Genomic DNA, 26360 nt, shown 5'->3' on the forward strand with positions numbered 1-26360 from the left:
ATTCATTTATATGTTTAATCTGATTTTGCGGCAGCATACTCCGTCTCACAGGCTGAAGCGCCGGCATGGCTGCCTTTTCCCAGAACGGAGGTATAGTAAAAGGTACCAAAGCAGACAGCTGCAAAAAGAATTCCGATTGGATAAGCAATTTTGGTGGAAATCTGCAGTCCCTCTTTTGCCATCAGTATATAGGTACAGGAGACAGCGGACATAAAGGTCGCAGGAAGCACTGTGATCCAGTAAAAGCGTTTTTTCCGGTATAAATAGACGCTTGCAGTCCATAACGCGATCATTGCCAGTGTCTGGTTGCTCCAGGAGAAGTATCTCCATACGATCTGAACATCAAACTGGGTCAGAACAGAACCAACTGCCAGAAGCGGTATGGTAAGGAGCAGCCGGTTTTTCACCGGTTTCTGGTCAAGTTTAAACCAGTCTGCCAAAGTCAGACGTGCACTCCGGTAAGCCGTATCTGCGGAAGAGATGGGGCATGCGATGACTCCGATCATTGCAATAACGGCACCAACGGGCCCCAGAAGCTTAAAGCAGATTTCGTAAACAACGCTGGATTGTCCATTTCCAAGTGCGGTTAAAAGACCGCCGGTTCCGTCATAAAAGGCAACTCCTGCAGCGGCCCAGATGAGTGCGATGACACCTTCTGCAACCATGGCACCGTAAAACACCTTCCGGCCGTCCGCTTCATTCGTAAGACAGCGGGCCATTAAAGGGGACTGGGTGGCATGGAATCCGGATATGGCACCGCAGGCAACGGATATAAACATGGTAGGCCAGATCGGTGTTCCGGCAGGGTGGAGATTGGAAAGTGTGATTTCCGGAATATGATACCCTTTAAACAGGATCGCACCGCCAACGCCCAATGCCATCACAATCAGGCAGACTCCAAAGAAAGGATAGATTTTTCCAATCACCTTATCAATGGGAACAAAGGTTGCAATAAAATAGTAGATCAGAACAACTGCCAGCCAGAATCTGGAGTTTAAGACATGGGGCGTCAGCATGGCTAAAAGGTTTGCCGGGCCGGTAGAAAAGGTCACGCCAACCAATACAAGAAGAACCACTGAAAATACACGCATGATCTGCTTCATGGCAGTGCCCAGATAGGAACCGGTCAGCTCTGATACACTGGCTCCCTTATGCCGCATGGACATCATGCCAATCATGTAATCGTGTACACCGCCGCCTAATAAAGTTCCGAAGGTGATCCACAAAAATACGCTTGGCCCCCAGCAGGCTCCGGCAAGTGCTCCGAAGATGGGACCAAGGCCTGCAATATTAAGCAGCTGGATCAAAAAGATCCGGGGGGTCCCCATGGGAACGTAGTCGCTGCCATCCGTCATGGAAAGAGCCGGTGTTTCTCTGTCATCGGGGCCGAAAACTTTTTCTGCAATTCTGCTGTAGAAGAAAAACCCTGCAACCAGAAGTAACAGACATAGAAAGAAACTTATCATATACCTACCTCCTATTATTGATAAAACATCTCATCACCATCAATTATAATGAAATGTGCACAATAATAAATGAAAAATGGATGAAAAGCAGGTATTTATGCATAAACAGCAGCTAAACACCAATGATCTGCCGGAGCTGTTTGATTTTTTCTCTTCCTACGGGAAGAATCTCTTTCTCGAACCCCTGCATTTTAACTGCCATACTGTTATTGGCCCATGGAAACATTTCACATATATAATTTAAATTAATCAGATAGCTTTTGTGAATCCGGTAAAAATCATAAGAAGATAGACGTTTCTCATATTCGCCCAGCAGCTGGTTTTCCGTATAATCCCTGGTAACTGTATGGATTATGCAGCTCCGGCAGCAGGTTTCTACGTAGACGATCTGTCTGATATCAAGAAGTATAATGGTTCTGCTGACATTAATGGGAAGCTTATGTGCAGGGAAGGAAAACTTATTTTTGGTAGAATGATCCAGATCCTGTCTGCATTTTTCAAGAATCCGGCGTAACCGTTCCGGATCAAATGGTTTTAAAATATAGTTATTCACTCCCAGCTCAAATGCCTGGACTGCATACTGGGAAAATGCGGTGGCAAAGACGATCTGGGCGTGAGGCAGCATTCTCCTGGCTGCCGCCGCCAGTGTTGTTCCCTCCATATCATTTAAGCTGATATCAAGGAAGAGAATATCAAAAAGATGTTGTCCAAACAGTTCCAGTGCACAACTGCCGCTGTCTCCTTCCATGATTTCGCTGTCAGGGAGGATTGATAATATCTGATGTATCAGTTCTTTTCGTGCCGGGCGTTCATCATCAATGACTGCAATTTTCATAGGTAAATCCTCCTGTTCTCCTTTAAGACATCTTTTTCCCGGGCAGCAGCATATTCCTCTTCATATCTGGATTCAGGAGCGGGTGGGATGGTAAAAAAGATGTCGGAACCGGAATCGGAGCTTTGGATATGAAGTCCATGCTCCTGTCCATAAATGCTTTTTAACCGTTTATGGACATTTTCCAGTCCTACTCCGCCGTAATGTTCCCCGTTATAAAGCTGGTGTATGATCGTTTCAGGAATGCCGGAGCCTTTGTCTGAAACGGAGATTTTTATGAATTCTCCTTCCATACAGGCACAGATCGATACATAACGGTTTCCATTTTTGTCAAAGCCATAGCGGACTGCATTTTCCACCAGCGGCTGAAGAATGAAAGCAGGAATCAGACAGTTCATTTTTTCACCGGTCTTAATCTCTGTATGAAGCTTCTCTTCGAATCTTGCTTTTTCCAGTTCCAGATAGCTGGTAACATGATGAAGCTCTGTTTCCAGTGTATGCATATAGGCGTTATGCTCCAGAGTCTGGCGGTAATACGAAGACAGGGTGAGGAGAAGGTCTCTTGCTCTGTCGGGATTTTCACGGCAGACGTAGGAGATGGTGTTGAGTGAATTATACAGGAAGTGGGGATTGACCTGGGACTGCAGCGCTTTTAATTCTGCTTTGCGCCGTAATTTTTTCTGGTACTCCAGTTCGGACAGCTCAAACTGGGTAGAAAAAAGTCTGGCCAGCTCCGAAGCAAAATTTAAGTCGGACTGGGACTGCTGCCAGTGTTTTTTTATAACCATGGTCAGACTCCCGGTGACCTGATTCATCTCTATGATGGGAGCTGCCACAATGATATGGTTTTTTAGAATGGAATACAGCGGATCGCCTTTTCCTGCGTAATGAAAAATGGTTGGCTTCCGGTCGTGGGTGGAGGCCAGGATGGGAGGAAGGACAGAATCCGTTTTCATATCCATTAATTCGGGATTTGTTTTCATACCCAGAATTTTTTCCGTATCAGTAATTAAGATGGCAGAGCAGCTGGCGGACTGGAAGATAATTTCAGCAGCAGCCTGCATATCCCGGGTGCTGTGTAAGCCCTTGTGAAGATGTGGAAGACTTTGCTCCACGATTCCAAGAGCCAGGCGCATCCGCTCAGCAAACTGGCTGTCCTCCTCTAAAAATACCATATTAAATGTACCGAGAAATACCAGCATTCCCAGCGCGTTCATGGTCATCATTGGAAGTGAGATCAGCTTTACAAGCTGGACTGCTGCAGGAAATGGCCGTGAAATGAGAAGGATAATCACCATCTGAAGGAATTCCACAAAAAATGTAAGAATAAAGACTCCGGTACTTCCTATTTTTCCTGCCTTAAACCGGCTGGAGAATAAGGAGCCTGCAACACCTTCAACCAGGGTGGAGACAGCACAGGCTGCCGCGGTAAAGCCTCCAATATCAAACAGATAACGGTGGATTCCTCCGATCAGTGCAGCACCCATTCCCACATAAGGACCGCCTAAAAGACCAGCAGCCAACACTCCGATTACCCTGGTGTTGACGATGGCTCCCTGGGCACGGACGCCCGTGTAAGTTGATATGATGCTGATTGAGCCGAATATCAGTGCAAGCATAATCCCGCAGCCGGCCGAATGTTTATCATAAAGGAGCATGTTCCGGACGATGGGGATTTTGGTCAGCACAGTTGCGATCAGGACCAAAAGACCGATATTTAATAGAAGACTGAAAAACATAGCACTGGACATAAGCTTCCCCCTTATACTGGTTGTTAAAATGCTGTTATAATTATACCAGATATTTTACGGAAATACAGTAAGACAAGGGTGAAAAACAGTTTTTACCAGTGCGCTCACACTGGAGGCTTTAGCAGCCGGTGCTTTTTTCTGTAATCGGAGGGAGTGGTCTGAACGAATTTCTGAAAAGAGCGGTTAAACTGGGAAATGCTTTTAAATCCACAGGAAAATGCAATTTCCGTAATACTTTGTTCTTCCCCTGCAAGCAAATGCCTGGCATTGCTTAAGCGGGTCATGGTGATATAATCATGGACCGTAAACCCGTTTATCTCTTTAAATTTATGTGATAAGTAGCAGGGGTGAATGTTAAAATGTCCGGCTACCCCGGTTAAGGTCACGTTATCCTGAAAGTGGGAGTGTATGTAAGCAGCCGCATTATATATTTTTTTTTCTGCTTTGGTTAATTCAATCTGGTTGACATAAATATTCCCATCCCTGGATACATAAAGAGTGCGTAAAAAATCAAATAGTTTATAAAAAGCCGCAAGGTCAAGAGCATCTTCCTGATTATGGACCGACAGAAACAGGGAATTGAGAGGCCAGAATAATTTCTCCCGTTCAATTTGGTCGAATCGGAAGACGGGAACCTCCTGGTGGAAGACAGAAAGTATCTGTTCATAATATGGCTGAAATTCTTCCTCTTTATAAAGGTAATTAAAATTAATTACCAGACGTTTATAATCTCTTCCTGCAGGATATTCCGTTTTATGCAGACGTTCCGGTCTGATCAGGACGATATCCCCGAACTGCAGCTGAAAAGGCCGCCCTTCAATAAAATGAACCGCTTTTTTGTCTAAAAGGATAAATATCTCAAAATACGGATGGGTATGCTGAAAATCCATATTAATGGAAGCATGTCTGTCATCGTAGTCGAAAAAATAAAAATTTACAGTTTCATTTTCCAGCGATCCGATCTTAAAATTTTTTTCATAAAAGATTCCATATTCTAAAGTTTCCATCGATGACTCCTGTTTTTAATATAAAGTTATCATAGCACAGGCGCACACAGAGCACGTAAAGCCATTGTAAAACCCCGGTAAAACCTTCAAAAAAGCGCAAATTATGCACAGACAAAAATGAAAAACAGCAAGAGATCCTTTGCGAAACCGTGGATTTCCTGCTATTTTTTTAATGTTTGATTGCAATTCAACAGAAATAGGATCCGTTGGAGGAAGACATGAAAAAGAAAATATTAACGATGGCATTATTGATGGCAGTGATGGTTACTGCAGCAGGCTGCGGCAAAAAAAATGCAGACAGCCCGGCAGTGCAGACCGAAACAGAAACTACCGGACAGGAGACAACTGCGGCAGCTTCCGGTCAGGCTGATCCAAATAAAGGGTTCAGCGAATCACCCATGACAAAGGATATGGTTTCGGCAGGCACCTTAAAAGCTGTTGAAGAAAGAATACCAGGGGAAGGCCAGGTCTTTACAGAGCAGGTTCCATCTGTGGGAAGCTATGGCGGTTCTATAAAAATTCCGCTTACAAAAGCAGGATGGAGCACCGGAAAGCTCATAGAAGAGGGACTGTTCCGGTTTAAAGAAGATGGTTCTGTGGAACCAAATGTGGCAATGGGATACGATGTAAATGAGGATGCCACTGTTTATACCATTTATTTAAGAAAAGGAATGAAATGGTCTGATGGTGTGGATTTTACAGCAGAGGACTGTGTATTCTTCTATAATCATTTATGTCTGCCGGAAACATTCGGCAAGTCATTGTGGGGATGCTTTCGTGCCGTTAATCCACAGACAGGAGAGGATACAAAGGCAAAGGTTGAAAAGGTGGATGATCAGACCTTTACAGTTACCTTTGATTATCCCAAGGCCAATTTTATTGAACAGCTTTGCATTGACGCAAAGTGGTTCTTTACACCGGCTCATTATCAGATGACGATTATGCCTGAATTCATCGGAGAAGAAGCGGCAGCAAAAAAAGCAGCAGAAATGGGATATTCAGACACAACTGCCATGTTAAAAGCAACCGGATATGGTTTCTGGAATGTACCTGGAGAACCAACTTTAAATCCCTATGTTCTTTCCACAGAAACAGGTAAGAATAATGTGGAGGGAGATTACTATGAATTTTTAAGAAATCCGTACTACTGGAAGGTGGATCAGGAGAATAATCAGCTTCCCTACATAGATAAAATCGAATATACCAAAATTGCGGATAACGATCAGGCATTGATTAAAGTATTGTCAGGAGACGTGACGCTGACAACGGATATTGCCTGGAAAGATATTGAGACGATAAAAGAAAATGAGGACAAAGCAGGATATGTGATTGATCAGTGGCACAATGCTTTATGGGCTTCCGGCGACACGCAGCTGCAGTTAAACCAGACAGTAAATGATGCTGATTTAAAAACTCTGTTCCAGTCAAAGGAGTTCAGACAGGCATTATCAGTCTGCGTGGACAGGAAGGAAGTCGCATCTCTTTTAACAAACGGCATTTCTGAGCCGCAGCAGGCGGCTCCTCCTGAGGGCACACTGGGCGCCTCAAAGGAATGGACAGAAAAATGGACAGATTATAATGTGGATGAAGCAAAGAAACTTCTGGAGGGTCTGGGTCTTGTAATGGGAAGTGATGGTTATTATGATTTTGCAGGCGGAAAAGATCTGGTGTTAAATATCACAACCTCTACGGATTCCGGTGCAGATGCTTCCTATCAGATATTAAAGAAATATTTTGATGCGGCAGGAGTTAAGACAACCTTTAAACCCGTTGCTCTGGATTTATTCAATAATAATATTGCAAGCAATGATTATGAAGTGGTTCTTGGACCGGTTGCACCTGCGGAGTGTGTCAACATCATGTTAAGACCGGATACCATTGTTCCCATGAGAACCTATTATGCTGCCTGGTACGGAAAAACCGGTGCCTGGCAGGTAAGCGGCGGAAAAGAAGGGGAAGAGCCCACCGGAGATTTAAAGAAGCTGTGCGAACTGTATACAAAGCTGAACTCTGAAGTAAATACAGACAAGAGAAAAGAAATCGCCCTGGAAATGATGAAGCTGCATCAGGATAATCTCTGGATTCTTGGTTATATGAGTTCCCCCACTACGCTGATCGTCGCAGATAAAAAGCTGAAGAATTTCCCTGAGGAAAGCATATTCTGTGATGAATACAGAGGACTTGGCCTTGCGCATATTTACCAGTGTTATTTTGAGAAATAACAAAACACCTGGTTTGGACTGCTGTTCATAAGGATGGCAGTCCTTTTTGAAGGTCTGAACGAGAAAAGAAAGGGAGAACTATTTTTATGGCAAAGTATTTAAGGAACAGGCTCTTACTGCTTATTCCCACAGTATTAATTGTGTCAGCGGTGATTTTTTTCATTATACAGCTGCCTGCCGGAGATTATGTAAGCAGCTACATTGCCCAGATGACTGCACAGGGAGAATCCTTCTCCTCTCAGGATATTCTTAAACTTAAGGAGTATTATGGTCTTGACAAACCCTGGTATCTTCAATATTTCAGCTGGATGGCAAAAATCATAACTCACGGGGATTTCGGGTATTCCTTTGCCTATTCCAGACCGGTGTGGAGCGTTATCATGGACAGGCTTCCGCTTACTTTGACTGTATCAGTCACTATTTTGCTTTTTACCTATCTGGTTTCGGTTCCAATTGGCATTTACAGTGCGGTACACCAATATTCTGCAGGTGATTATCTGTTTACTGCAATTGGATTTTTAGGTATGGCCACACCCAATTTCCTGCTGGCCATTATTTTAATGTATTTATCCTTTCAGTGGACGGGAGATCCTCTGCTGGGACTGTTTTCCAATGAAATGCTGCAAAACGGAGTTCATCTTTATAATCTGGGAGAATTTTTAAAACGTATGGTGATCCCCACCATTGTAATCGGTACATCAGGGACCTGCGGAATTATCCGCACGGTGAGGGCACAGATGCTTGATGAGATGACCAGACAATATGTGCTCACTGCCAGGGCAAAAGGAGTATCAGAACGCACCATCATTTACAAATATTGCCTGAGAGTTGCATTAAATCCGGTGGTCAGCGGCCTTTCCGGATCTCTGTCCAGCGTATTTTCCGGATCTACCATATCGGCAATTGTCATGAATCTGGCCATTCAGGGGCCGGTTCTGTACGACGCATTAAAATGTCAGGATATGTATCTGGCAGGTACGATTCTGTTGGTGCAGGCGATATTAGTGGTAATCGGGACGCTGATCAGCGACATAGTACTGGCCTGGCTGGATCCCAGAATCCGTTTTGAAAAGAGGAATTAAATATGAAAAAAGAAGACTATTATCTGGCCTCCCAATGGACTTTAATGGGAAGAAAGCTGATGAAGCATAAGCTGGCGAAGTTCAGCCTGGCAGTTCTCGCTGTGTTATACATAACCATGCTGTTCGCCAATTTTATCGCTCCCTACTCGTTGGAGGATTACGACAGCAAATACAAAAATTCCACCCCGTCAAAGCTTCACTGGACCGATGAGAACGGAAAACCGGGCAGGCCTTTCGTGTATCGAAGGGAATATTCTGTCAGCCGTGAAACCTTTAAACGCCAGTGGAAAGAGGATACTTCTGAAAAATATTACCTGCACTTTTTTGTGAAGGGCGGATCTTACCGTCTTTTTGGGGTGATCCCGTCAGATACTCATCTGTTCGGCGTGAAAGGGGAGCATGGAGGCACAGATGGCAAGATCATGCTGTTTGGCGGAGATAACCTTGGAAATGACTTATTTTCCAGAATTGTGATCGGAAGTCAGGTATCCTTAACCATACCATTTGCAGGAACCCTGATCAGCTTTTTTCTGGGGATTTTACTGGGGGCAGTTTCCGGTTATTTCGGAGGTTTTGTGGATAACGTGATTCAGAGAATCATTGAAGTGATTTCTTCTCTCCCCACAATCCCCTTATGGATGGCATTATCTGCGGCAATTCCTGCCGATATCCCAGTCGCCCGGATGTATTTATACATTACAGTTATTATCTCGTTTCTTTCATGGACCGGTCTGGCAAGAATCGTGAGAGGAAAATTTATCTCCATGAGAGATGAAGATTATATCATGGCTGCCCAGCTTGCAGGGGTGAGCACGGGAACCATCATCTTAAAGCATATGGTTCCCGGATTTATGAGCTATCTCATTGTTAACCTGACTCTGGGAATTCCGGATATGATTATCGGCGAAACATCCATGAGCTTTCTGGGTCTGGGAATGCGTTCTCCGGCCACCAGCTGGGGAGTTCTTCTTAAGGAAACCCAGGATATTACAAGCATTGCACAGTACCCATGGAGGCTGATTCCTCTTGCAGCGGTAATCATTACCGTGCTGGCATTTAACTTTTTAGGTGACGGTCTCAGAGATGCGGCAGATCCTTACAAATAAAGAATAACGGGAAAGGATGCAGGAACATAGATGAGAGAATCAGATACAATTCTGGAAATAAAGGAATTAAGCGTCAGTATTAAAATGGATGAGGGCATATTAAAGCCGGTTCGGGGGATTAATGTGTCAGTAGCAAAAGGAGAGACTCTGGGGCTTGTAGGGGAATCCGGCTGCGGAAAGAGCCTTACCAGCAAGGCTATATTAGGAATCAATGACCGTAAATGCAAAAGTGAAGGAAGTATATTGTATTATTCACAGGAAAATAAAGAGACAGATCTGCTATCTCTTAAACCAGCCGGAAAGGAAATCCGGGGAATCAGAGGCAAAGAAATCTCCATGATATTTCAGGAACCCATGATTGCCTTCTCCCCCATGTATACCATTGGGGATCAGATCAATGAATGCACCAGGCTTCATATTGTAAAAGATAAAATCAAATCAAAGAAAATTTCCTTAGAAATGATGAAAAAGGTGGGGATTGCCGATCCGGAAAAACGCTATGACCAGTATCCCCATGAATTTTCCGGAGGCATGCTGCAGCGTGCATTAATTGCCATGGCACTGGTTTGCAATCCAAGGCTGCTGATTGCAGATGAACCTACAACAGCTCTCGATGTGACCATACAGGCCCAGATCCTGGAATTGATGAAGGAGCTTCAAAAGGATATGGGTATGGCAATTATATTTATCACCCATGACCTGGGCACTGTGGCACAGTTGTGTGACCGGGTTGCTGTCATGTATCTTGGCAGAATTGTTGAAACAGCAACAGTCAGGGAGATCTTTGAAAATCCCAGACATCCCTATACAAAGGGACTGATAGGCTCTGTACATAAAATAGGCGGGCCAAAGAGGGAACGGCTGTATTCCATTGAAGGAACCGTGCCTCCGGCCATGAATCTGCCGGAACGCTGCGGTTTTTATGACCGGTGCAGCAAACGGATCAAGGGTGTCTGCGATTTAAAGGAACCATCTCTTATGCCTCAGGGAGGAGATCATCAGGCAGCGTGCTTTGCCTTAGGCATTCCGGATACAATACCAGGAGAGGAACAGGAGGTGCAGTGATGGCTGGCAAAATACTGGAAGTGCGCGGCATTAAAAAGGATTTTATATCAAAAGGCGTTAAGGTACATGCGGTTTCAGACGTAAGCTTTGATGTAATGGAGGGAGAGACCGTTGGAATTGTAGGGGAATCCGGATGCGGAAAAACCACCCTGGGCCGGTGTATTTTACGGGCAATTCCCGCAACAGGCGGTTCAGTAACGTATTACGGAACTGAGAATAAAAAATACGATGTGCTCTGGATGAATAAAAAGGAATTGAAAGAAATCCGAAAGGATCTGCAGATGATCTTTCAGAATCCCTATTCTTCCCTGGATCCAAGAATGACGGTTCTGGATATTATCAAAGAACCATTAAAAGCGAATCACAGGGGAATGTCCGTTAAGGAAATGGAAGAGAAGGTGAAGAAAATTGCAGGGAAGGTAGGACTGGATGTAAGCTATTTAAACAGGTATCCTCATGCATTTTCCGGAGGGCAGAGGCAGAGAATCGGAATTGCCAGAGCTCTTATTTTAAATCCCAGGCTGATTGTATGTGATGAAGCCGTTTCTGCCCTTGACGTATCCATTCAGGCGCAGGTTATAAATCTGTTAAAAGATCTTCAGAAGGAGATGCATTTAACCTATTTATTCATCAGCCATGATTTGTCTGTGGTAGAGCATATATCAGATAAGGTGGGAGTCATGTATCTTGGAAAGATGGTGGAGTTTGGTCAGACGGATGGACTGTTTGAACATCCCCTCCATCCTTATACGGAAGCGCTCATGTCCTCTGTATTAGTTGCAGATCCGTCAGTAACACGGGAACGGATCAGGCTGGAAGGGGAGATTCCCAATCCTTCCAACATACCGGAGGGGTGCTGTTTTCATACCCGGTGCCGTTACTGTAAGGAACGGTGCAGACAGGAGGTTCCGGAATTTAAAAACATGGGAGGAGACCACTATGTGGCCTGTCATTATGCAGAGGAATTAAAGCTTAAAGGCTTTTGACTGAAACGTCATTGTAATAGAATATAAGAGAAAATAGTTTACATTTGTAGTTTTAGTATCATTTTATATTACATAGATCAATCTGTCGATCAAATATCTAGATGCAAGTTGTTTTTTGAGTGTTTTATGTTTGTGCAGGCACCCATACTGTCAAATGAATATTTTTTACCATCGATGGTTATGGTGGTGTCAACAGCCAACACACCTTCCTTGTCAAAGTAGTACCAGTATTTCTCATGCAGTAACCAGCCTTTGACATATTCACCATCTATCTTACAATACCATTTGCCGCCTTTCTGGATCCATTCCATATTTGTTTTGGCTGGTGATTCAATACCGGCAGTGCTTTTATTTGACATAGCGCTGGCGGATATGGGCATTGCTGCTAACACAGAAGCGCATGCCAATGCAGCAATCATCATTTTTTTTGAAAATAAACGTTTCATTTAAATCCTCCTTGTTCAATCTACAAATGTAAACTTAATTAATAGTTTACATTTGTAGATTGAAAATGTCAATCCTTTTTTACCTAATATTTAACACCTTTCCAGTAGAGAGGCTTATACACATTTGCTTCATTCGGCAGAGAAACATCTTTCATCGCCCACTGGTAGAATTCCTCAAATCCGGTCCGGTCCACGATATAACCGATATGCTCCTTCCCGCCGGGAGCGGTGGTATCAATGTATTTTGTCACATAATCATAGGTGTTGAGAATAATTTTTAAAATGCTGTCCTCGTCTGCCCATTTGATGAAATCCTCGCCCATGCGGGGGTTTTTCTTTCCGGTCCGGCCAAGTAGTGTGAGACGGTAAAACTTCTCCTGACTTCTGGTCCAGGCACGGGTCGGGCAGGCAAGTACACATTCACCGCAGCCGATGCAGGTCTCATGGTTGCGTGTCACCTTGCAGTTTACTGTTTCAAGAGCCCCTGTAGATTTCCGCTTGCATGCCTTAACGCAGGCGCCGCAGTTGACACAGCGGTCTGCATCGTAGTGGGGAAGTGTCATTCCCATAATGCCGAAATCATGCATGCGCACTTTGGCGCAGTCATTGGGACAGCCGGTGAGTGCGATTTTAAAGTGGAGGTTGTTTGGAAAAACCGCTTTCTCTATTTTCTTTGCCAGCTCCGCTGTATTGTAGCAGGCATAAGGGCAGACGTTGTTGCCGATACATGCGGTAATATTCCTGGTTCCGGCAGCGCTGTAGCCCTGCCCTGATTTTTCCTGATTAATATCCAGACCTTCAATAATCGGCTGGAGGAGGGCATTGACCTTCGGAATATCCGCAAATGGAATTCCAGGGATCTCAAACCCCTGTCTGGAGGTAATGTGTACCGTGCCGTTTCCGTAAGTATCGGCAATATTCTGAATCATTGGTAAAAATCTGGCTTCTAAGTGACCGCCGGGAACCCGGATGCGGGAGGCGGTAAGACCTCTGTGTTTTGTTACCCGGAAAGCATTTTTTTTCAGTTCCTTTGTGTTGATATCCATAAGACGTTCCCCTTTCTAATCCAAGAGTTTGCGGCCTTTGGTAAATGGAAAGACAGGTCCGTCCAGGCACACATAGGTGTCATCAATTTTACAGTGTCCGCATTTGCCGATTCCGCAGCACATTTTCCGTTCATGGGAAATCCAGATATTTTCTTCTTTCAGTCCGATATCCAAAAGTCCCTGAGTGGTAAAACGCATCATTGCAGGAGGTCCCACCACGATTGCAGTGGTTTCTTCTTTATTTTTCAGCTTTAATTTAGGTATATACTGGGTGACCAGCCCGATCTGGCAGGCAGTGTCGTCATCTGCGCAGTCAACGGTCAGTATGACTTCCATCGCCTGTTTCCATTTGCCGAAGTCTTCCAGAAAAAGAATGTCCTTCGGTGTTTTAAATCCGGCGATAAGGGTCATGCCCTTTGTTTCTTCCATATGGCAGGAAAAATAGTCAACCACACCTTTTACAGGAGAAAGTCCGGTTCCGCCGGCGATGACCAGCAGTTCTTTTCCGCGGAAATTTTCTATATCAAATCCATTTCCGTAAGGTCCTCTTAAAAACAGGCTGTCTCCCTGATACCGCTCAAAGATTTCCCCTGTCACCTTTCCTACCCGGCGAATGGTTAAATCCACTGAATCCTCACGGATGCCGCTGACTGAGATGGGGGCTTCCCCAAACTTTGGAATGGAAACCTCGAAAAACTGACCCGGTTTTACGTCTCCGTGATAAGCCATGCGGAACGTGTATTCAATGTCCGTATGACGGATTACCTCTTTAATTTCAGAACGGAAGGGAAGATATTCATTATGATTCATTTCCATTTACCTCCTTCATGGCATCTTCCAGCTGATTAATGCAGTGGGAAAATGAGATGTATTCCGGACAGACATCGTCGCACCGGCCACAGCCCACGCACATATGAATACCGTTGCGTTTTTTGTAATCATATACTTTATGCATCACCTTAAAGCGCATGCGCTGACCGTTATTCTGGCGGTAGCTGCCGCCTCCGGCCACATCGGTGAAACCATCTGTCATACAGGAAGCCCAGACTCTGCGGCGTTCTCCAGCTTTGCCGTTATCGGTATAGAAAATGTCCTGCATGGTAAAACAGGTGCATGTTGGACATACAAAGTTACACCGTCCGCAGTTTATGCAGCGGCTGTCATATTGTTTCCACATGGATGCTTTCATGACCTCTAAGGAGAGAGACTGGGGGATGTTTACCTGTGTCTCTGTCTCGGTTACATAAGAAGGTGAGACATCCGCCTGTTTTGTACAGACCGCTGCAAACAATTCATCCCACTCAGGATTTTTATTATCAATTCTAACTCCCTCTTCAGAAAGCTCCAGAAAAGCATGGTAGTCGTCTGAACGGTTGGTTCCCATATCAACGCAGAAACAGCTTTCAAAGGATTCTTTGCAGCCCATAAGTACGAATTTTACCCGGTCCCGGAGACGTTTGTAATAAGGGTCCTCCGCTCCGTTATGGAGATACATGGTATCTAAGCGTTTTACCGCATGAAGATCGCAGCTGCGCAGAAAAATGATGGCCTGTTTCACAGGGACGTCCGGTTCCTTCACGGAATTTTCCGTAAAATAGAATAAGGTTTCCGAGATGGGAAGAAGAATCTCTTTAAATGAAAAATCTGACTTTTTATCAAAGACGATTTCTTCAATGGACTGGATTTCGCCGTAATGAACAGAGTCCGTATCGGAAAATGCGCCGCCATTTTTCATCAGCATGGGAGCGTAGATGACGGAATTCTTTTTCCACTGGAGAAATACCTCATTGATCTCTTTTGTATTCAGGATATAACCCATGCTACACCTCCTTCTTTCCGGAAATCAAATAATAGGGTACGGCAGTGAATAAAATTCCACCTGCCATATTGCCAAGAGTTACAACCAGAATATTATAAAAATATCCGGTTAGAGAGACAGCCGCTCCGCCTGGACTTAAGATTCCCACAGTGAGAAGTGTCATGTTTGCAATGCTGTGTTCATAACCGCTGGTAATGAACGCAAAGAGACACCAGAATACCATGATTAATTTCCCGCTTTCTGATTTGCAGCGGAAGCCGCACCAGATAGCGAGGCATACTAAGATATTGCAGAGAACTGCTCTTAAAAAGAGAGGAATAAGGGGGAGTGCCATTTTTGCAGCAGCAGCATTTGCCATGAATTCTCCCACTGGCCCCTTTGCCAGTCCGGCACCCCAGAAAATAAGGGCAAGAAGAATGGAACCGGCCCAGTTTCCAAGTAAGCAGATCACCCACAGCTTTACCGCTTCCGCAAATGTGACCGTACCCCTGAAAACACCGCCTGCCATAACTAAATTATTACCGGTAAACAGTTCCGCGCCTGCCATAACAACAAGACTGAGAGCGATGCCGAAGGATACACCCATGATAATCCTGACGTAAGGCTGACTGAAAATCATCCCTCCAGCGGAGAAGATTAAAAGAATTCCAAAACCCACATAAATACCTGCCAGCATGGCCGCAACCCAATATCCAACAGGATTCTTTTTAAGAAACTTTGATTTGTTTTCCGCTGCTTTTGCTAACATTGAATATTCTTCCTGAAACATAAACAACCTCCTTTGTTTATTTTTTATCAAACTACCCACAAAACCAGTATAATCAATAACTAAAAAAATCACCGTGATTTAAATCACGATGACTTAAAAAAAACAGACAGGTCTTCCCGGTCAGGGATAATAAATTTTCCCCGCTGGACCCGAACCACCCCTGTTCGGTTAAATGCTTTAACTGAGCGGTATAAGCGGCGGTTTTTTTAAGCGAGGGAATTAAGAATCAGTTTCGTCAGTTCAAAATCATGACGCATGACCTCCAGAAAATCCATTTTTTCAAAGCATAGAACTACAGATGGTTCAAAGGCTTCGCAATTAATGGAAGCGGTATTTTTTATCCCAAAAGAAACATGGAGATAGCCGTTGCGATTCGTTTCTCGTTGACCATATACAAATTTAATGATAAAATTAACTTGGTTTTAATTAAAATTAAGTAAAGAAGCAGGTAATTTAAATGGGAAAAAAGGTTACATTGCAGATGATTGCCCAGCGTGCAGGTGTTAGTGTGGTAACAGTGTCCAATGTGCTGTCAGGAAAAAAGGGAGCAAGCGATCAGGTGCGCAACCTGATTTTTTCTCTGGCAGAAGAGACAGGATACCAAAAAAGTGCACTGAAAGACAGGGAAAAAGAGAGGACATACCGTTTCGGAGTTCTGATTGCAGAGCGCTATGTAAAAGAATATCCTTCATTTTATATGCATATATACAAAGAAATTGCAAAAGAAGCCGCGAAGCGTAACTCACTTACGATTTTGGAGGTAATTGATGAAGAACGGGAACGTTTGGAAAACCAGGCTTATAAGTTTGCAGATGCAGAGATAGACGGACTGTTAATCATTGGTGAGATGTCAACGTTATTCGTTGATATGGTGAGAAAAAGCGCACAAGTGCCTATTGTTGGAGTGGATTTTTACGATGTAGATATGGATATGGATTTTATTATCACAGACAGCTTCAGGGGAATGCAGAAAGCTGTGGAACGATTGATTCAATTCGGCCACAGGGATATTACATTTGTGGGAACGCCGAAAGCCACAAACAGTATTATGGACCGGTATATGGGTTACTGCAAAGCACTTTTGTTAAACCACATTGATAATACGAGCCTGATTTGTGATCGCAGTATGGGGGAGAAGGGCTCTGTAATTGAATTTGATCTGCCCTTAAAGCTGCCTACAGCATTTGTATGCAATTGTGAGAGAACCACTGGCGTTTTGATTGAAAAGCTCAGGGAAAGAGGTTTAAGAATTCCCAAAGATGTTTCCATTGTGGCATTTGACCACTTCCTTGACGAATATCCGGAAGAGATGGAAGTGACAACTTATGAAATTGATGAGAATGCGCTGGCCCGGATTAGTGTCACCACGCTTTTAAAGAGAATTTCAGGAAAAGGCAAGCCAGCCGGGATCACAGTGGTGGATGGAATTCTAAAAGAAGGAAATACAATAAAAAGAAGGGAGGAGTAAACCTTTGGCAGGATCAGTAAAATTAAAAGACATCGCCAACGAATTAGGGACAAGTATTGTGACCGTATCAAATGCCCTTTCAGGGAAGAAGGGAGTCAGTGAAGCCGTAAGAGCACAGGTGATTGAAAAGGCGAAAGAGCTTGGCTATGACAATACGAAGCAGGATAAAAGTACCAAAGAAAAGGTCACTATAGGCGTAATCGTATCAGAGCAGTATATCGGAATTGGGACCTCCTTTTATTGGACCATGTATCAGCAGACGGTTTGGGCGGCCTCAACGCACAAAGCGCTTACAACACTGGAGATTATCAGCATTGACAAAGAAAAAGAGCTTGAACTGCCGCGCCTTTCTGAAGAGGGAGGGATTGACGGTCTCATAGTGATTGGCAAGATGGAAAAGAAATATCTGGAAAATATTATTAAAGTTCTGCAGATTCCAGTGGTTTTGCTGGATTTTAGATGTGAGGAAATCGGATGCTCTTCCATTATGTCCAACAATTATATGGGAATGTACAAAATGACACGCTATCTCCTTAAGCTGGGACACAGAGATATTGGATATGTAGGCGAGTTGGAAACAAACGAAAATCTTTGTGACCGGTATTTTGGATATCGTAAAGTGATGGAAGAATGGGGGATTTCGGTAAAACCGGAGTGGGTGATTGGTAATGCAAAGGTTGTCAGTGGAAAGGCCGCCATATCACTGCCGAAAGCACTTCCTACTGCGTTTGTATGCGGTAGTGATTTTATTGCCGGTTTTTTGTATGATAAGCTTTCCCAGATGGGGTATCGTGTACCGGAAGACATATCACTTGTAGGGTATGATAATTACTTATATGGACATTCTCTGGCCAAGAAGCTTACAACTTATAACGTAGATATGAAAGAGATGGCTCACGCCGCAGTAAAAATGCTTTTAAAAAAGATGGCTGGAGGACCGGATTATAATCATATAAAATATCTGGACAGTTATATTGTGGAACGCAGCAGTGTAAAAAGCATACAGGAATAACTTAAAAATGGGTAGCAGCGTGCTGCTCTTTTTTTGTGCAAAAATATAATTACTTAAATTTAATTAAAAATATTATTTATTAGGCTGATATATATTAAAAAACAAAAGAAAAATAATATAAATCAAGCATTATGCATATAAATTGAGATGTAATGTGTGAAAAATATACAAATATGATAAAAAAGTGCAAAATAAACTTGTGGTTAAAAGACAAATGTGCTAAGATTAATTTAAGTTAAAAAAGATTAAATAAATGGGAGGTTTTATCATGAGACAAGGATATGGAAAGCGACTTCTGGCAGTTGTTCTTGCTGGTACATTAGCAGCTACACTGGCAGCCTGTAACAAAAAGGAAGAAGTTAAGGCAGAAAAAACAGACATTGCTGTTACATTTAATCAGATTAAGCTGGGAGAGCATACTGATTTAAAAGCCAATTTAAAATTCCTGACCCATAAAACAGATGTGGTTGATACGTTGTTTAAGGATTATGTTTCAGAGTTTCAGAAGATGTATCCAAACATCAACATTGAATATGAGGGAATTACAAATTATGCAGATGATATCACAACAAGGCTGACCACTGGTGACTGGGGAGATATTTGTATGATTCCCACAACCGTCGATAAGAATGAACTAAAAAACTATTTTGTTAACTTAGGAACTATGGATGAGCTTTCAAAGGAATATACCATGCTGTCAAATTACAGCTATAAGGACAATGTCTATGGAATTCCATCTATGGGAAATACACAGGGAATTGTTTATAACAAGGCAGTGTTTGAAAAGGCAGGAGTAAAGGAAATACCAAAAACTCCGGAGGAGTTTTTAAGTGCTCTCCAAAAAATCAAAGATAATACAGATGCAATTCCGCTTTATACAAATTTTGCAGCCGGCTGGACCATGACAGCATGGGATGCTTACATAGATGCCTGTGCGACCGGGCAGGCAGATTTTGCACATGAAGGCCGTGTTAAGGGAAAGAATCCATTTGCCGACAGGGGAGACCAGACCGGGCCTTATGCAGTCTACAACTTACTATATGAGGCGGTTTCAAAAGGCCTTACAGAGGAAGATCCCACCACCACGGACTGGGAAGGAAGCAAGGCACGGTTAAATAAGGGAGAGATTGCCTGCATGGCGTTAGGCTCATGGTCCATTGTCCAGATGAAGGATGCGGCGGAGAATGGTAATGATGTAGCTTATATGCCATTTCCGATTACAGTGAATGGAAAACAGTATACCTCAGTATCTGCGGATTACAATTATGGAATCAACTGCAATAGTTCAGAAGACAATCAACTGGCTGCAATGCTCTATATCAAATGGCTGATCGATAAATCTGGATTCGAAATGAGCCAGGGCGGGGTACCGGTTAAAGTGAATGCCGAGATGCCGGAATTTTTAAAAGCATTTGACAAAGTTGGGCTTCTATATGATGTGCCGGTGCCAAAAGGTGAGGAGACCTTGGGAAATGATGTTAATAATGAATCTGAGCTGGGAATTAATGTATCCGGCGCAATGGCGAAGTCGGTAGTGGAGGCAGCAATTGAGGGGCAGCCTTCTATGAAAGAATTAGCAGACCAGTGGAATGAAAAGTGGACAGCGGCCCAGGAGAAAAGTGGAATCACTCATTGACAGTCAGAAAAAGGGGAGATGATATGAATACAAAAAGAGCACCATTTAACTTTATTAAGTGGATTCAGTCGGGAAAGGTGAACCGACGGCTGTGTATGGTCACATTTATGCTCGCTCCGCTCTTATTACTTCTTGTTTTTACATATATTCCTTTTCTGAAGATGTTTCAGTTCAGCTTTTATGACATGAAGTACATTGGAACGCGAAAATTTGTAGGCCTTAAGAATTATTCAGAAGTATTTTCCAGGAAGGATTGCTTTCAGGCATTAAAGCTGAGCGGATACTATATAGTGGCAGCTTTTATACAGTTGTCAATTGCGCTGTGGTTTGCCTCCGTTTTAAGCTTTAAGGTAAAAGGTGGAGGTTTGTATAAAGGTTTTATGTTCTTCCCATATCTGGTATGCGGAATTGCAGTGGGTTTTATTTTTAAGTTTTTCTATACAAGAGGTTTTGTACTGGATACGGTTCTTCAGTGGATTGGGTTCAATCTGGATTCTCTTCCCTATTGGCTGAAGGATAAGAGTATCAATAACATCTCAATTGCCGCCACCTCTGTGTGGCGGTATATGGGACAGAATATGGTACTGTTTATCGGTGCGATCATGTCAGTGGACAGTACGCTTTATGAAGCGGCGGCAATTGACGGAGCTTCCGGCTTCAATAAGTTCCGGTATATTATATTTCCCAGCATAAAGACCATTATTGTACTCAATATGATTCTGGCAATTACCGGTTCACTCAGTGTTTTTGAACCGCCCTATGTAATCACAAACGGCGAGTTTGGAACAGGTACCTATTTTGTTATCATGAATAAGCTGGCCCACGTAAGCCAGAAGGTAGGTCTGGCTTCAGCTATGGCGATTGTACTTTTTGTGCTGATTTTATTTGCTACATTGCTTCAGAAAGCAGGAGAATGGTACTTTCTTGGAATCGGTGATCAGGAGGCAATACGAACGGTGAGACGGCAGAAGAAGCGAAACAGGCAGAGGGAGGCAGATAACAGATGAAATTAAAGAAATTTCTTTGGACACTTATAAAATATATAACACTGATTCTGGGCTCCGTCATTTCCGTGCTCCCTGTTATTGTCTGTGTGATCACAGCATTCAAGACACCAGAAGAGTATGCGACAACCAATGTCATGACCTTGCCAGCCAGTTGGTTCTATGTAAATAATTTTATAGACGCATGGCAGAAAGCGAACATGGGAGTGGCATTCCGTAATTCTGCAATTATTCTGGTGTGCGTGCTGTTTGGCTCTGTGCTGACCGGTTCTATGCTGGCCTATGTTCTGAACCGGTTTAAATTTCCGGGCAATAACTTGATACGCAGTCTTTTCCTGTTTGCATCCCTGCTTCCTGGAATTGCCATGCAGGTGTCCGTGTATCAGATCATGTATAGCCTGGGCTGGATAAACAGTCTGCCAGGATACATCGTTTTGATGTGTGGAACTGATGTTATGTCCATTTATATTTTCATTCAGTACTTTGAAAACATACCCACCTCTCTGGATGAATCGGCAATTATGGATGGCTGCACTTATTTTGGCGTATTTTTCCGGGTGCTCCTGCCTCTTTTAAAGCCAGCAATCATTACCGTTATGATTTTAAAAGGAGTGGGGACTTATAATGAATACTATGCGGCAAACCTTTATCTGCAGGACAAAAACAGGCTTGTTACAGTTGCTACGTCCTTGTTTAAATTCACGGGGCCGCTTGGAAACCAGTACAACTATATCTGTGCAGGAGTCATAATCACCATGATCCCTGCTCTGATGATCTTTGTTCTATGCCAGAAACAGATTTACAGCGGTTTAACGCAAGGGGCCGTCAAGGGGTAAGCAGACGCTTAAGAATACAAATACATGAGTGGAGGAAAGCAACTATGAGCGAAGTTAAAATAATTGGATCACAGGTCCCTAATATGCCGTGGCAGAATAGGCCGGAGAAGGCAAAAACATGGATGCCTGTTTGGAGATACGATGCAAATCCCATCATAGACCGGAATCCTTTAGAGGGAGTCGCACGAATATTCAACAGTGCCGTAATTCCTTATGAGGGGGCATTCATCGGCGTTTTCAGAGGTGAGCAGACAAATGGAGTTCCATTTATCTACTTAGGGCACAGCAGGGATGGAATTCATTGGGAGTTTGACCGTGAGAAAATACAGTTTGTGTCTGAACATGGAGAGCTGTTTATGCCTGTATACGCATATGACCCCCGGCTTGTAAAGGTAGAAAACACCTATTATATCATGTGGTGCCAGGATTGCTACGGTGCCGCTATCGGAATGGCATGGACGAAGGAGTTTAAGACCTTTACAAGAATTGAAAATCCATTTCTGCCTTTTAACCGCAATGCAGTACTTTTTCCAAGAAAGGTGGGAGGAAAGTTCCTGATGCTATCCAGACCCAGTGACAGCGGTCATACTCCCTTTGGAGATATCTACGTCTCGGAAAGTCCGGATATGATTTATTGGGGAAGGCACAGACATGTAATGGGAAAGACAGGAGACTTCTGGTGGCAGAATGTAAAAATCGGAGGGGGAGCGGCTCCCATTGAGACCTCAGAGGGCTGGCTGCTGTTTTATCATGGAGTTACGGGAACCTGCAACGGATTTGTATACAGCATAGGCGGAGCAATTCTTGATATTGATAATCCTTCCATCGTGAAATACCGCTGCAAAGACTTTCTTCTTACGCCAGAGGAGTGGTATGAAGAACGGGGATTTGTACCAAATGTGACATTTCCCTGTGCAACGATTCACGATTCTGAAAGCGGAAGGATCGCAATCTATTATGGAGCGGCTGACAGCTATGTGGGGCTGGCATTTACAACCGTAGGAGAAGTAACGGATTATATTAAGGAGCACAGCCTGGTGACGGAAAGTGACACAGAAATAGGGTTACGCTAGAAGGGATAAGCAAATGTTGGCGGATGAAATGATGCAGCATCTGACAAGTGATCTGATTCCCTTCTGGGAAAAGCTTGCAGATGAGGAGTATGGTGGTTTTTACGGATATATGGGATATGATCTTAAGGTGGATGAGAAGGCGGTAAAGGGTTGCATTTTAAACAGTCGTATTTTATGGTTTTTTTCAAATGCGTACCTTCTTTTGCAAAAAGACAGCCTTCTTTTTTATGCCGGTCATGCCTATGAATTTCTAAAAAAGCATTGCCTGGATAAGGAAAACGGCGGAGTATACTGGTCTGTGACATTTGACGGACAGCCGGAGGAAACAATAAAGCATACCTATAATCAGGCGTTTGCAATCTATGCCTTATCCTCGTATTATGATGCTTCAAAGGATAAAGAAGCCCTGGAACTTTCGAAGGAGCTTTTTAAGCTGATCGAGACAAAATGTACAGATGAATGGGGATATAAGGAAGCATTTGATGAAACATTTCACACGATTGATAACGAAAAACTTTCGGAAAACGGAATTGTTGCAGAAAAAACAATGAACACTCTGCTTCATGTATTTGAAGCTTATACAGAGCTTTTTCGGGTGAGCCGGGAGAGTGGGGTGAGGGACCGGATGCAGTTTATTCTCGATATATTTGCAGAGCATGTCTATAATCGGGAGCAAGGACGTCAGGAGGTATTCTTTGACCGGAAGTGGAATTCTTTGATTGACCTTTATTCCTACGGCCATGATATTGAGACGGCGTGGCTGATTGACCGGGGCTGTGAGATTCTGGGTGATGAGAACTGCATCAATCGGATGGGATTCATCACAAAAGAGATTACTGCCAATATTTATGACAGGGCCTATGTGGATTCCTCACTTTTAAATGAGTCTTTAGACAGGATCAATGACACAACAAGAGTCTGGTGGGTTCAGGCTGAGGCTGTAGTAGGCTTTTTAAATGGAAATGAAAAATGTCCCGGGGAGCACCGGTATCTGGAAGCTGCAGATGCAGTTTGGGGTTATATCAAAACCTGTCTGATTGACCCGCGTTCCGGTTCTGAATGGTACTGGGCGGTTGACCAGAATCGTGCACCCATAAGAAAGCCGATTGTAGAGTCATGGAAGTGCCCGTACCATAATGGAAGAATGTGTTTTGAGGTAATAAGGAGGATGAGGCATGATTCATAGCAGGTATTATACGGAGCTTAATAAATATGAACAGCTGATAAAGAAAGAAAACAGGAAAAGTGAATTTTACAATGGAATCTTTGACCGCTATGAAAACCCTGTGCTGACGAGAAATCATGCGCCCCTCATCTGGAGATATGATCTTGATGCAGAAAGAAATCCATTTTTTATGGAACGTCTGGGTATTAATGCGGTCATGAATTCAGGTGCGATTGAAATCGAGGGGAGCTATTACCTGGTGGTCCGCGTGGAAGGAAATGACAGAAAATCCTTTTTTGCTGTGGCTGAAAGCAGTAACGGCACTGACGGGTTCCGGTTCTGGGATTACCCGGTTTCACTTCCGGATACTTGTCCGGAAGAGACCAATGTGTACGATATGAGGCTGACAAAGCACGAGGACGGCTTTATTTACGGCGTGTTTTGCTCAGAAGGGAAGGATCAGGAAAACAGTGACCTTTCTGCGGCAGTAGCCAGCGCAGGGATTGTGAGGACGAAAGATTTAAAAACCTGGGAGCGCCTTGATAACCTGACCACACTCCACTCACCTCAGCAAAGAAACGTAGCGCTGCATCCGGAATTTGTAGAGGGAAAGTACGCATTTTATACCAGGCCAATGGATGGCTTTATTGAGACTGGCAGCGGGGGCGGAATCGGGTTCGGGCTTTGTGATGATATCGCACATGCTGTGATAGCAGACGAAAAGATTATCAGCCACCGGGTTTACCACACACTGACAGAAGCAAAGAACGGCGCTGGCGCAGTACCGATTAAGGGAAAGAAAGGCTGGATTCATATTGCTCATGGAGTGCGGAATACGGCAGCAGGCCTTCGTTATGTACTTTATGTATTTGCAACAGATTTAAATGATCCATCCAAAGTAATTGCCCAGCCGTCGGGATTGTTCCTGGCACCTCTGGGAAAAGAACGGGTGGGAGATGTATCCAATGTGGTGTTTACCAATGGAGCCATAGCCAGGAAGAATGGAGATGTTTACCTTTATTATGCCTCCTGCGATACCCGTATGCATGTGGCGACTACCACGCTGGAAAAACTGGAGGACTATGTATTCCATACCCCGAAAGATCCGCTCCGTTCTTCGGACTGTGTGGCGCAGCGCTGCAGTCTGATACATGAGAATCTGGAATTGTTAGAGGGAAAGCGGAAAGAAGGAGTGGTTCATGAAAATTGATTTGGATGATAAAAGGCTCCAATACAGCGGACGAATTGACTGTACTGATCCCAAACATCCCGTATTTATCTTTCCGGCCAGCTCACTGACCTTTTCCTTTTTCGGAACAGGGGCAACGGTTGTCATAAAAAATCAAAGAGCTTATTGGGGCAATTATATAGGAATCATAGTGGATGGGGTGCAAAGGAAAGAACGGCTTGCGGATACAGGATACACAACCATTCTTCTGGCTGAAAACCTGGAAGAGAAGGAACACAGCATTATCCTGTTTAAACGTCAGGATTCCTGCCATGTAATGACGCTGGAAGAGCTTTTTCTGACAGGAGCAGGAATTCTGACAGAGAATTTAGAAAGACCTGCGCGAAGAATTGAGGTCTATGGGGATTCTGTTTCTGCGGGAGAGGTATCAGAGGCAACGGAATATGCCGGAAAGGCAGACCCGGAGCACAACGGAGAATATTCCAACAGTTGGTTTTCTTACGGCTGGATAGCCGCCAGAAAATTAAAGGCTGAAATCCATGATATAGCCCAGGGGGGAATTGCCCTGCAAAATGGAACCGGGTGGTTCCTGGCACCTTCGCTGATAGGAATGGAGAGTGTCTGGGATAAGGTACATTATAATCCTGAGCTTGGAGCTGTCACGGAGTGGGACTTTCATCAATATATCCCCCAGGTGGTGATAGTAGCCATCGGACAAAACGACAATAATCCAGAGGATTATATGAAGACGGATATGGAAGGGGAAAAAGCACAGTGCTGGCGTGACTCTTATGAAAGATGGATACGAAGCATACGAAAGAAGTACCCAACGGCTTTCATTATTTTATCAACTACCATTTTGGAACATCATGAGAACTGGGATGCATCCATCGAACGGGTGTGCCATGAGCTTAAGGATAACAGGATCGTCCATTTTTTATACTCAAAAAACGGAGTGGGGACTCCGGGTCATATACGTATTATGGAAGCGGAGCAGATGGCAGATGAGTTGTGTGCTTTTATAGAAGGGATATCGGAGAATATTTGGGGAGTATAAAAGGGGTGGGAGAAAGCAGCTATGTGCTTTATGGTCATCAAAATGACACCCACCACAAAGGCGGAGGGACCTATGAAGGCTCCACGGTATCAGATACAAAGGATTTAACCGGATCAATCTCCGGGGTAGTAGGAATTGATACTATTTCTTTTACTGGTGCAGAATTAAAGGCTCCGGATGGCAAAAAGGATTCGGTGGATGAGGCTGCGGCACTGTCGGTTCAGGCTGCTTTAGAGGGGGGCATTATCACCTTATCCGCTCATATGCCGAATTAAGCTTTGGTGATTCAAGAACGGAGCCGCCCCAGGCAGGAGCCGGTCAGA

24 protein-coding genes are annotated in these 26360 nt (G+C 43.9%); 15 read left to right on the forward strand and 9 right to left on the reverse strand.

The genetic code is table 11. The annotated features are described in order from the left end of the window. Nucleotides 1-14 precede the first annotated feature (14 nt). The 4 genes from V7D18_RS06245 to V7D18_RS06260 form a co-directional block, all read right to left on the reverse strand. Entirely contained in the window at nucleotides 15-1466 is a 1452-nt protein-coding gene (locus V7D18_RS06245) for a carbon starvation CstA family protein (protein ID WP_426152501.1), read from the reverse strand. Nucleotides 1467-1578: 112 nt separating this feature from the next. Then, nucleotides 1579-2301, reverse strand: a complete 723-nt coding sequence (locus tag V7D18_RS06250; protein WP_426152503.1) for a LytR/AlgR family response regulator transcription factor — start codon at nucleotides 2299-2301, stop codon at nucleotides 1579-1581. Beyond that, a complete protein-coding gene (locus tag V7D18_RS06255; protein WP_426152505.1) occupies nucleotides 2298-4049 on the reverse strand; it encodes a LytS/YhcK type 5TM receptor domain-containing protein in 1752 nt (583 codons plus the stop codon). The genes V7D18_RS06250 and V7D18_RS06255 overlap by 4 nt, the downstream gene beginning before the upstream one ends. A 104-nt stretch (nucleotides 4050-4153) precedes the next feature. Continuing rightward, entirely contained in the window at nucleotides 4154-5056 is a 903-nt protein-coding gene (locus V7D18_RS06260) for an AraC family transcriptional regulator (protein WP_426152507.1), read from the reverse strand. A 218-nt stretch (nucleotides 5057-5274) separates the two neighbouring features. Between V7D18_RS06260 and V7D18_RS06265 the strand changes: the two genes are divergently transcribed. From V7D18_RS06265 to V7D18_RS06285, 5 genes are all read left to right on the forward strand, one after another. Continuing rightward, nucleotides 5275-7278 (forward strand): ABC transporter substrate-binding protein, encoded by a 2004-nt coding sequence (locus tag V7D18_RS06265; protein ID WP_426152509.1) that lies wholly within the window; start codon nucleotides 5275-5277, stop codon nucleotides 7276-7278. Between the two features lie 86 nt (nucleotides 7279-7364). Further along, nucleotides 7365-8360 (forward strand): ABC transporter permease, encoded by a 996-nt coding sequence (locus V7D18_RS06270; RefSeq protein WP_426152511.1) that lies wholly within the window; start codon nucleotides 7365-7367, stop codon nucleotides 8358-8360. Between the two features lie 2 nt (nucleotides 8361-8362). Further along, nucleotides 8363-9466 (forward strand): ABC transporter permease, encoded by a 1104-nt coding sequence (locus tag V7D18_RS06275; protein ID WP_426152513.1) that lies wholly within the window; start codon nucleotides 8363-8365, stop codon nucleotides 9464-9466. Nucleotides 9467-9496: 30 nt separating this feature from the next. Further along, a complete protein-coding gene (locus V7D18_RS06280) occupies nucleotides 9497-10531 on the forward strand; it encodes an ABC transporter ATP-binding protein (protein ID WP_426152515.1) in 1035 nt (344 codons plus the stop codon). Further along, a complete protein-coding gene (locus V7D18_RS06285; protein ID WP_426152517.1) occupies nucleotides 10531-11517 on the forward strand; it encodes an ABC transporter ATP-binding protein in 987 nt (328 codons plus the stop codon). Before V7D18_RS06280 ends, V7D18_RS06285 begins: the two co-directional genes overlap by 1 nt. An 89-nt stretch (nucleotides 11518-11606) precedes the next feature. Here V7D18_RS06285 and V7D18_RS06290 read toward each other — a convergent pair whose 3' ends face one another. The 5 genes from V7D18_RS06290 to V7D18_RS06310 form a co-directional block, all read right to left on the reverse strand. Next, entirely contained in the window at nucleotides 11607-11963 is a 357-nt protein-coding gene (locus V7D18_RS06290; RefSeq protein WP_426152519.1) for a hypothetical protein, read from the reverse strand. Between the two features lie 83 nt (nucleotides 11964-12046). Continuing rightward, a complete protein-coding gene (gene asrC / locus V7D18_RS06295; protein ID WP_426152521.1) occupies nucleotides 12047-13009 on the reverse strand; it encodes a sulfite reductase subunit C in 963 nt (320 codons plus the stop codon). 15 nt (nucleotides 13010-13024) lie between these two features. Then, nucleotides 13025-13819: an anaerobic sulfite reductase subunit AsrB gene (gene asrB, locus V7D18_RS06300; protein ID WP_426152523.1), complete on the reverse strand. Its 795-nt coding sequence runs from the start codon at nucleotides 13817-13819 to the stop codon at nucleotides 13025-13027. Then, a complete protein-coding gene (gene asrA, locus V7D18_RS06305) occupies nucleotides 13809-14828 on the reverse strand; it encodes an anaerobic sulfite reductase subunit AsrA (protein WP_426152525.1) in 1020 nt (339 codons plus the stop codon). Before asrA ends, asrB begins: the two co-directional genes overlap by 11 nt. A gap of 1 nt (nucleotide 14829) precedes the next feature. Continuing rightward, the gene (locus V7D18_RS06310) at nucleotides 14830-15597 is read right to left on the reverse strand and encodes a formate/nitrite transporter family protein (protein WP_426152527.1); all 768 of its coding nucleotides are present in this window, start codon (nucleotides 15595-15597) and stop codon (nucleotides 14830-14832) included. 457 nt (nucleotides 15598-16054) lie between these two features. Here V7D18_RS06310 and V7D18_RS06315 point away from each other — a divergent pair, with 457 nt between their 5' ends. The 10 genes from V7D18_RS06315 (at nucleotide 16055) to V7D18_RS06360 (ending at nucleotide 26312) form a co-directional block, all read left to right on the forward strand. Beyond that, complete coding sequence (locus V7D18_RS06315; protein WP_426152529.1) at nucleotides 16055-17065, forward strand: LacI family DNA-binding transcriptional regulator; 1011 nt, start codon at nucleotides 16055-16057, stop codon at nucleotides 17063-17065. A gap of 4 nt (nucleotides 17066-17069) precedes the next feature. Further along, a complete protein-coding gene (locus V7D18_RS06320; RefSeq protein WP_426152531.1) occupies nucleotides 17070-18077 on the forward strand; it encodes a LacI family DNA-binding transcriptional regulator in 1008 nt (335 codons plus the stop codon). Between the two features lie 268 nt (nucleotides 18078-18345). Continuing rightward, entirely contained in the window at nucleotides 18346-19713 is a 1368-nt protein-coding gene (locus V7D18_RS06325; RefSeq protein ID WP_426152533.1) for an ABC transporter substrate-binding protein, read from the forward strand. 23 nt (nucleotides 19714-19736) lie between these two features. Continuing rightward, complete coding sequence (locus V7D18_RS06330) at nucleotides 19737-20720, forward strand: carbohydrate ABC transporter permease (RefSeq protein WP_426152534.1); 984 nt, start codon at nucleotides 19737-19739, stop codon at nucleotides 20718-20720. Further along, nucleotides 20717-21553 (forward strand): carbohydrate ABC transporter permease, encoded by an 837-nt coding sequence (locus tag V7D18_RS06335; RefSeq protein ID WP_426152536.1) that lies wholly within the window; start codon nucleotides 20717-20719, stop codon nucleotides 21551-21553. The genes V7D18_RS06330 and V7D18_RS06335 overlap by 4 nt, the downstream gene beginning before the upstream one ends. A 44-nt stretch (nucleotides 21554-21597) precedes the next feature. Further along, the gene (locus tag V7D18_RS06340) at nucleotides 21598-22626 is read left to right on the forward strand and encodes a glycoside hydrolase family 130 protein (protein ID WP_426152538.1); all 1029 of its coding nucleotides are present in this window, start codon (nucleotides 21598-21600) and stop codon (nucleotides 22624-22626) included. Between the two features lie 13 nt (nucleotides 22627-22639). Then, nucleotides 22640-23812, forward strand: coding sequence for an AGE family epimerase/isomerase (locus V7D18_RS06345; protein ID WP_426152540.1), 1173 nt, complete (start codon nucleotides 22640-22642; stop codon nucleotides 23810-23812). Then, the gene (locus V7D18_RS06350; protein ID WP_426152542.1) at nucleotides 23802-25001 is read left to right on the forward strand and encodes a glycoside hydrolase family 130 protein; all 1200 of its coding nucleotides are present in this window, start codon (nucleotides 23802-23804) and stop codon (nucleotides 24999-25001) included. Before V7D18_RS06345 ends, V7D18_RS06350 begins: the two co-directional genes overlap by 11 nt. Next, a complete protein-coding gene (locus V7D18_RS06355) occupies nucleotides 24991-26037 on the forward strand; it encodes an electron transporter RnfD (protein ID WP_426152544.1) in 1047 nt (348 codons plus the stop codon). Before V7D18_RS06350 ends, V7D18_RS06355 begins: the two co-directional genes overlap by 11 nt. Further along, nucleotides 26025-26312: a hypothetical protein gene (locus tag V7D18_RS06360; RefSeq protein WP_426152546.1), complete on the forward strand. Its 288-nt coding sequence runs from the start codon at nucleotides 26025-26027 to the stop codon at nucleotides 26310-26312. Before V7D18_RS06355 ends, V7D18_RS06360 begins: the two co-directional genes overlap by 13 nt. Nucleotides 26313-26360 lie beyond the last annotated feature (48 nt).

The organism is Lacrimispora sp. 38-1, from assembly GCF_049890855.1.
In the GTDB taxonomy this organism is placed as follows: domain Bacteria; phylum Bacillota; class Clostridia; order Lachnospirales; family Lachnospiraceae; genus Lacrimispora.

What these genes read in the sequence shown, in the direction of transcription:
- V7D18_RS06245 (WP_426152501.1), bottom strand. Translation starts at nt 1,466, where the DNA reads ATGATAAGTTTCTTTCTATGTCTGTTACTTCTGGTTGCAGGGTTTTTC.
- V7D18_RS06250 (WP_426152503.1), bottom strand. Translation starts at nt 2,301, where the DNA reads ATGAAAATTGCAGTCATTGATGATGAACGCCCGGCACGAAAAGAACTG.
- V7D18_RS06255 (WP_426152505.1), bottom strand. Translation starts at nt 4,049, where the DNA reads ATGTCCAGTGCTATGTTTTTCAGTCTTCTATTAAATATCGGTCTTTTG.
- V7D18_RS06260 (WP_426152507.1), bottom strand. Translation starts at nt 5,056, where the DNA reads ATGGAAACTTTAGAATATGGAATCTTTTATGAAAAAAATTTTAAGATC.
- V7D18_RS06265 (WP_426152509.1), top strand. Translation starts at nt 5,275, where the DNA reads ATGAAAAAGAAAATATTAACGATGGCATTATTGATGGCAGTGATGGTT.
- V7D18_RS06270 (WP_426152511.1), top strand. Translation starts at nt 7,365, where the DNA reads ATGGCAAAGTATTTAAGGAACAGGCTCTTACTGCTTATTCCCACAGTA.
- V7D18_RS06275 (WP_426152513.1), top strand. Translation starts at nt 8,363, where the DNA reads ATGAAAAAAGAAGACTATTATCTGGCCTCCCAATGGACTTTAATGGGA.
- V7D18_RS06280 (WP_426152515.1), top strand. Translation starts at nt 9,497, where the DNA reads ATGAGAGAATCAGATACAATTCTGGAAATAAAGGAATTAAGCGTCAGT.
- V7D18_RS06285 (WP_426152517.1), top strand. Translation starts at nt 10,531, where the DNA reads ATGGCTGGCAAAATACTGGAAGTGCGCGGCATTAAAAAGGATTTTATA.
- V7D18_RS06290 (WP_426152519.1), bottom strand. Translation starts at nt 11,963, where the DNA reads ATGAAACGTTTATTTTCAAAAAAAATGATGATTGCTGCATTGGCATGC.
- asrC (WP_426152521.1), bottom strand. Translation starts at nt 13,009, where the DNA reads ATGGATATCAACACAAAGGAACTGAAAAAAAATGCTTTCCGGGTAACA.
- asrB (WP_426152523.1), bottom strand. Translation starts at nt 13,819, where the DNA reads ATGAATCATAATGAATATCTTCCCTTCCGTTCTGAAATTAAAGAGGTA.
- asrA (WP_426152525.1), bottom strand. Translation starts at nt 14,828, where the DNA reads ATGGGTTATATCCTGAATACAAAAGAGATCAATGAGGTATTTCTCCAG.
- V7D18_RS06310 (WP_426152527.1), bottom strand. Translation starts at nt 15,597, where the DNA reads ATGTTTCAGGAAGAATATTCAATGTTAGCAAAAGCAGCGGAAAACAAA.
- V7D18_RS06315 (WP_426152529.1), top strand. Translation starts at nt 16,055, where the DNA reads ATGGGAAAAAAGGTTACATTGCAGATGATTGCCCAGCGTGCAGGTGTT.
- V7D18_RS06325 (WP_426152533.1), top strand. Translation starts at nt 18,346, where the DNA reads ATGAGACAAGGATATGGAAAGCGACTTCTGGCAGTTGTTCTTGCTGGT.
- V7D18_RS06330 (WP_426152534.1), top strand. Translation starts at nt 19,737, where the DNA reads ATGAATACAAAAAGAGCACCATTTAACTTTATTAAGTGGATTCAGTCG.
- V7D18_RS06335 (WP_426152536.1), top strand. Translation starts at nt 20,717, where the DNA reads ATGAAATTAAAGAAATTTCTTTGGACACTTATAAAATATATAACACTG.
- V7D18_RS06340 (WP_426152538.1), top strand. Translation starts at nt 21,598, where the DNA reads ATGAGCGAAGTTAAAATAATTGGATCACAGGTCCCTAATATGCCGTGG.
- V7D18_RS06345 (WP_426152540.1), top strand. Translation starts at nt 22,640, where the DNA reads ATGTTGGCGGATGAAATGATGCAGCATCTGACAAGTGATCTGATTCCC.
- V7D18_RS06350 (WP_426152542.1), top strand. Translation starts at nt 23,802, where the DNA reads ATGATTCATAGCAGGTATTATACGGAGCTTAATAAATATGAACAGCTG.
- V7D18_RS06355 (WP_426152544.1), top strand. Translation starts at nt 24,991, where the DNA reads ATGAAAATTGATTTGGATGATAAAAGGCTCCAATACAGCGGACGAATT.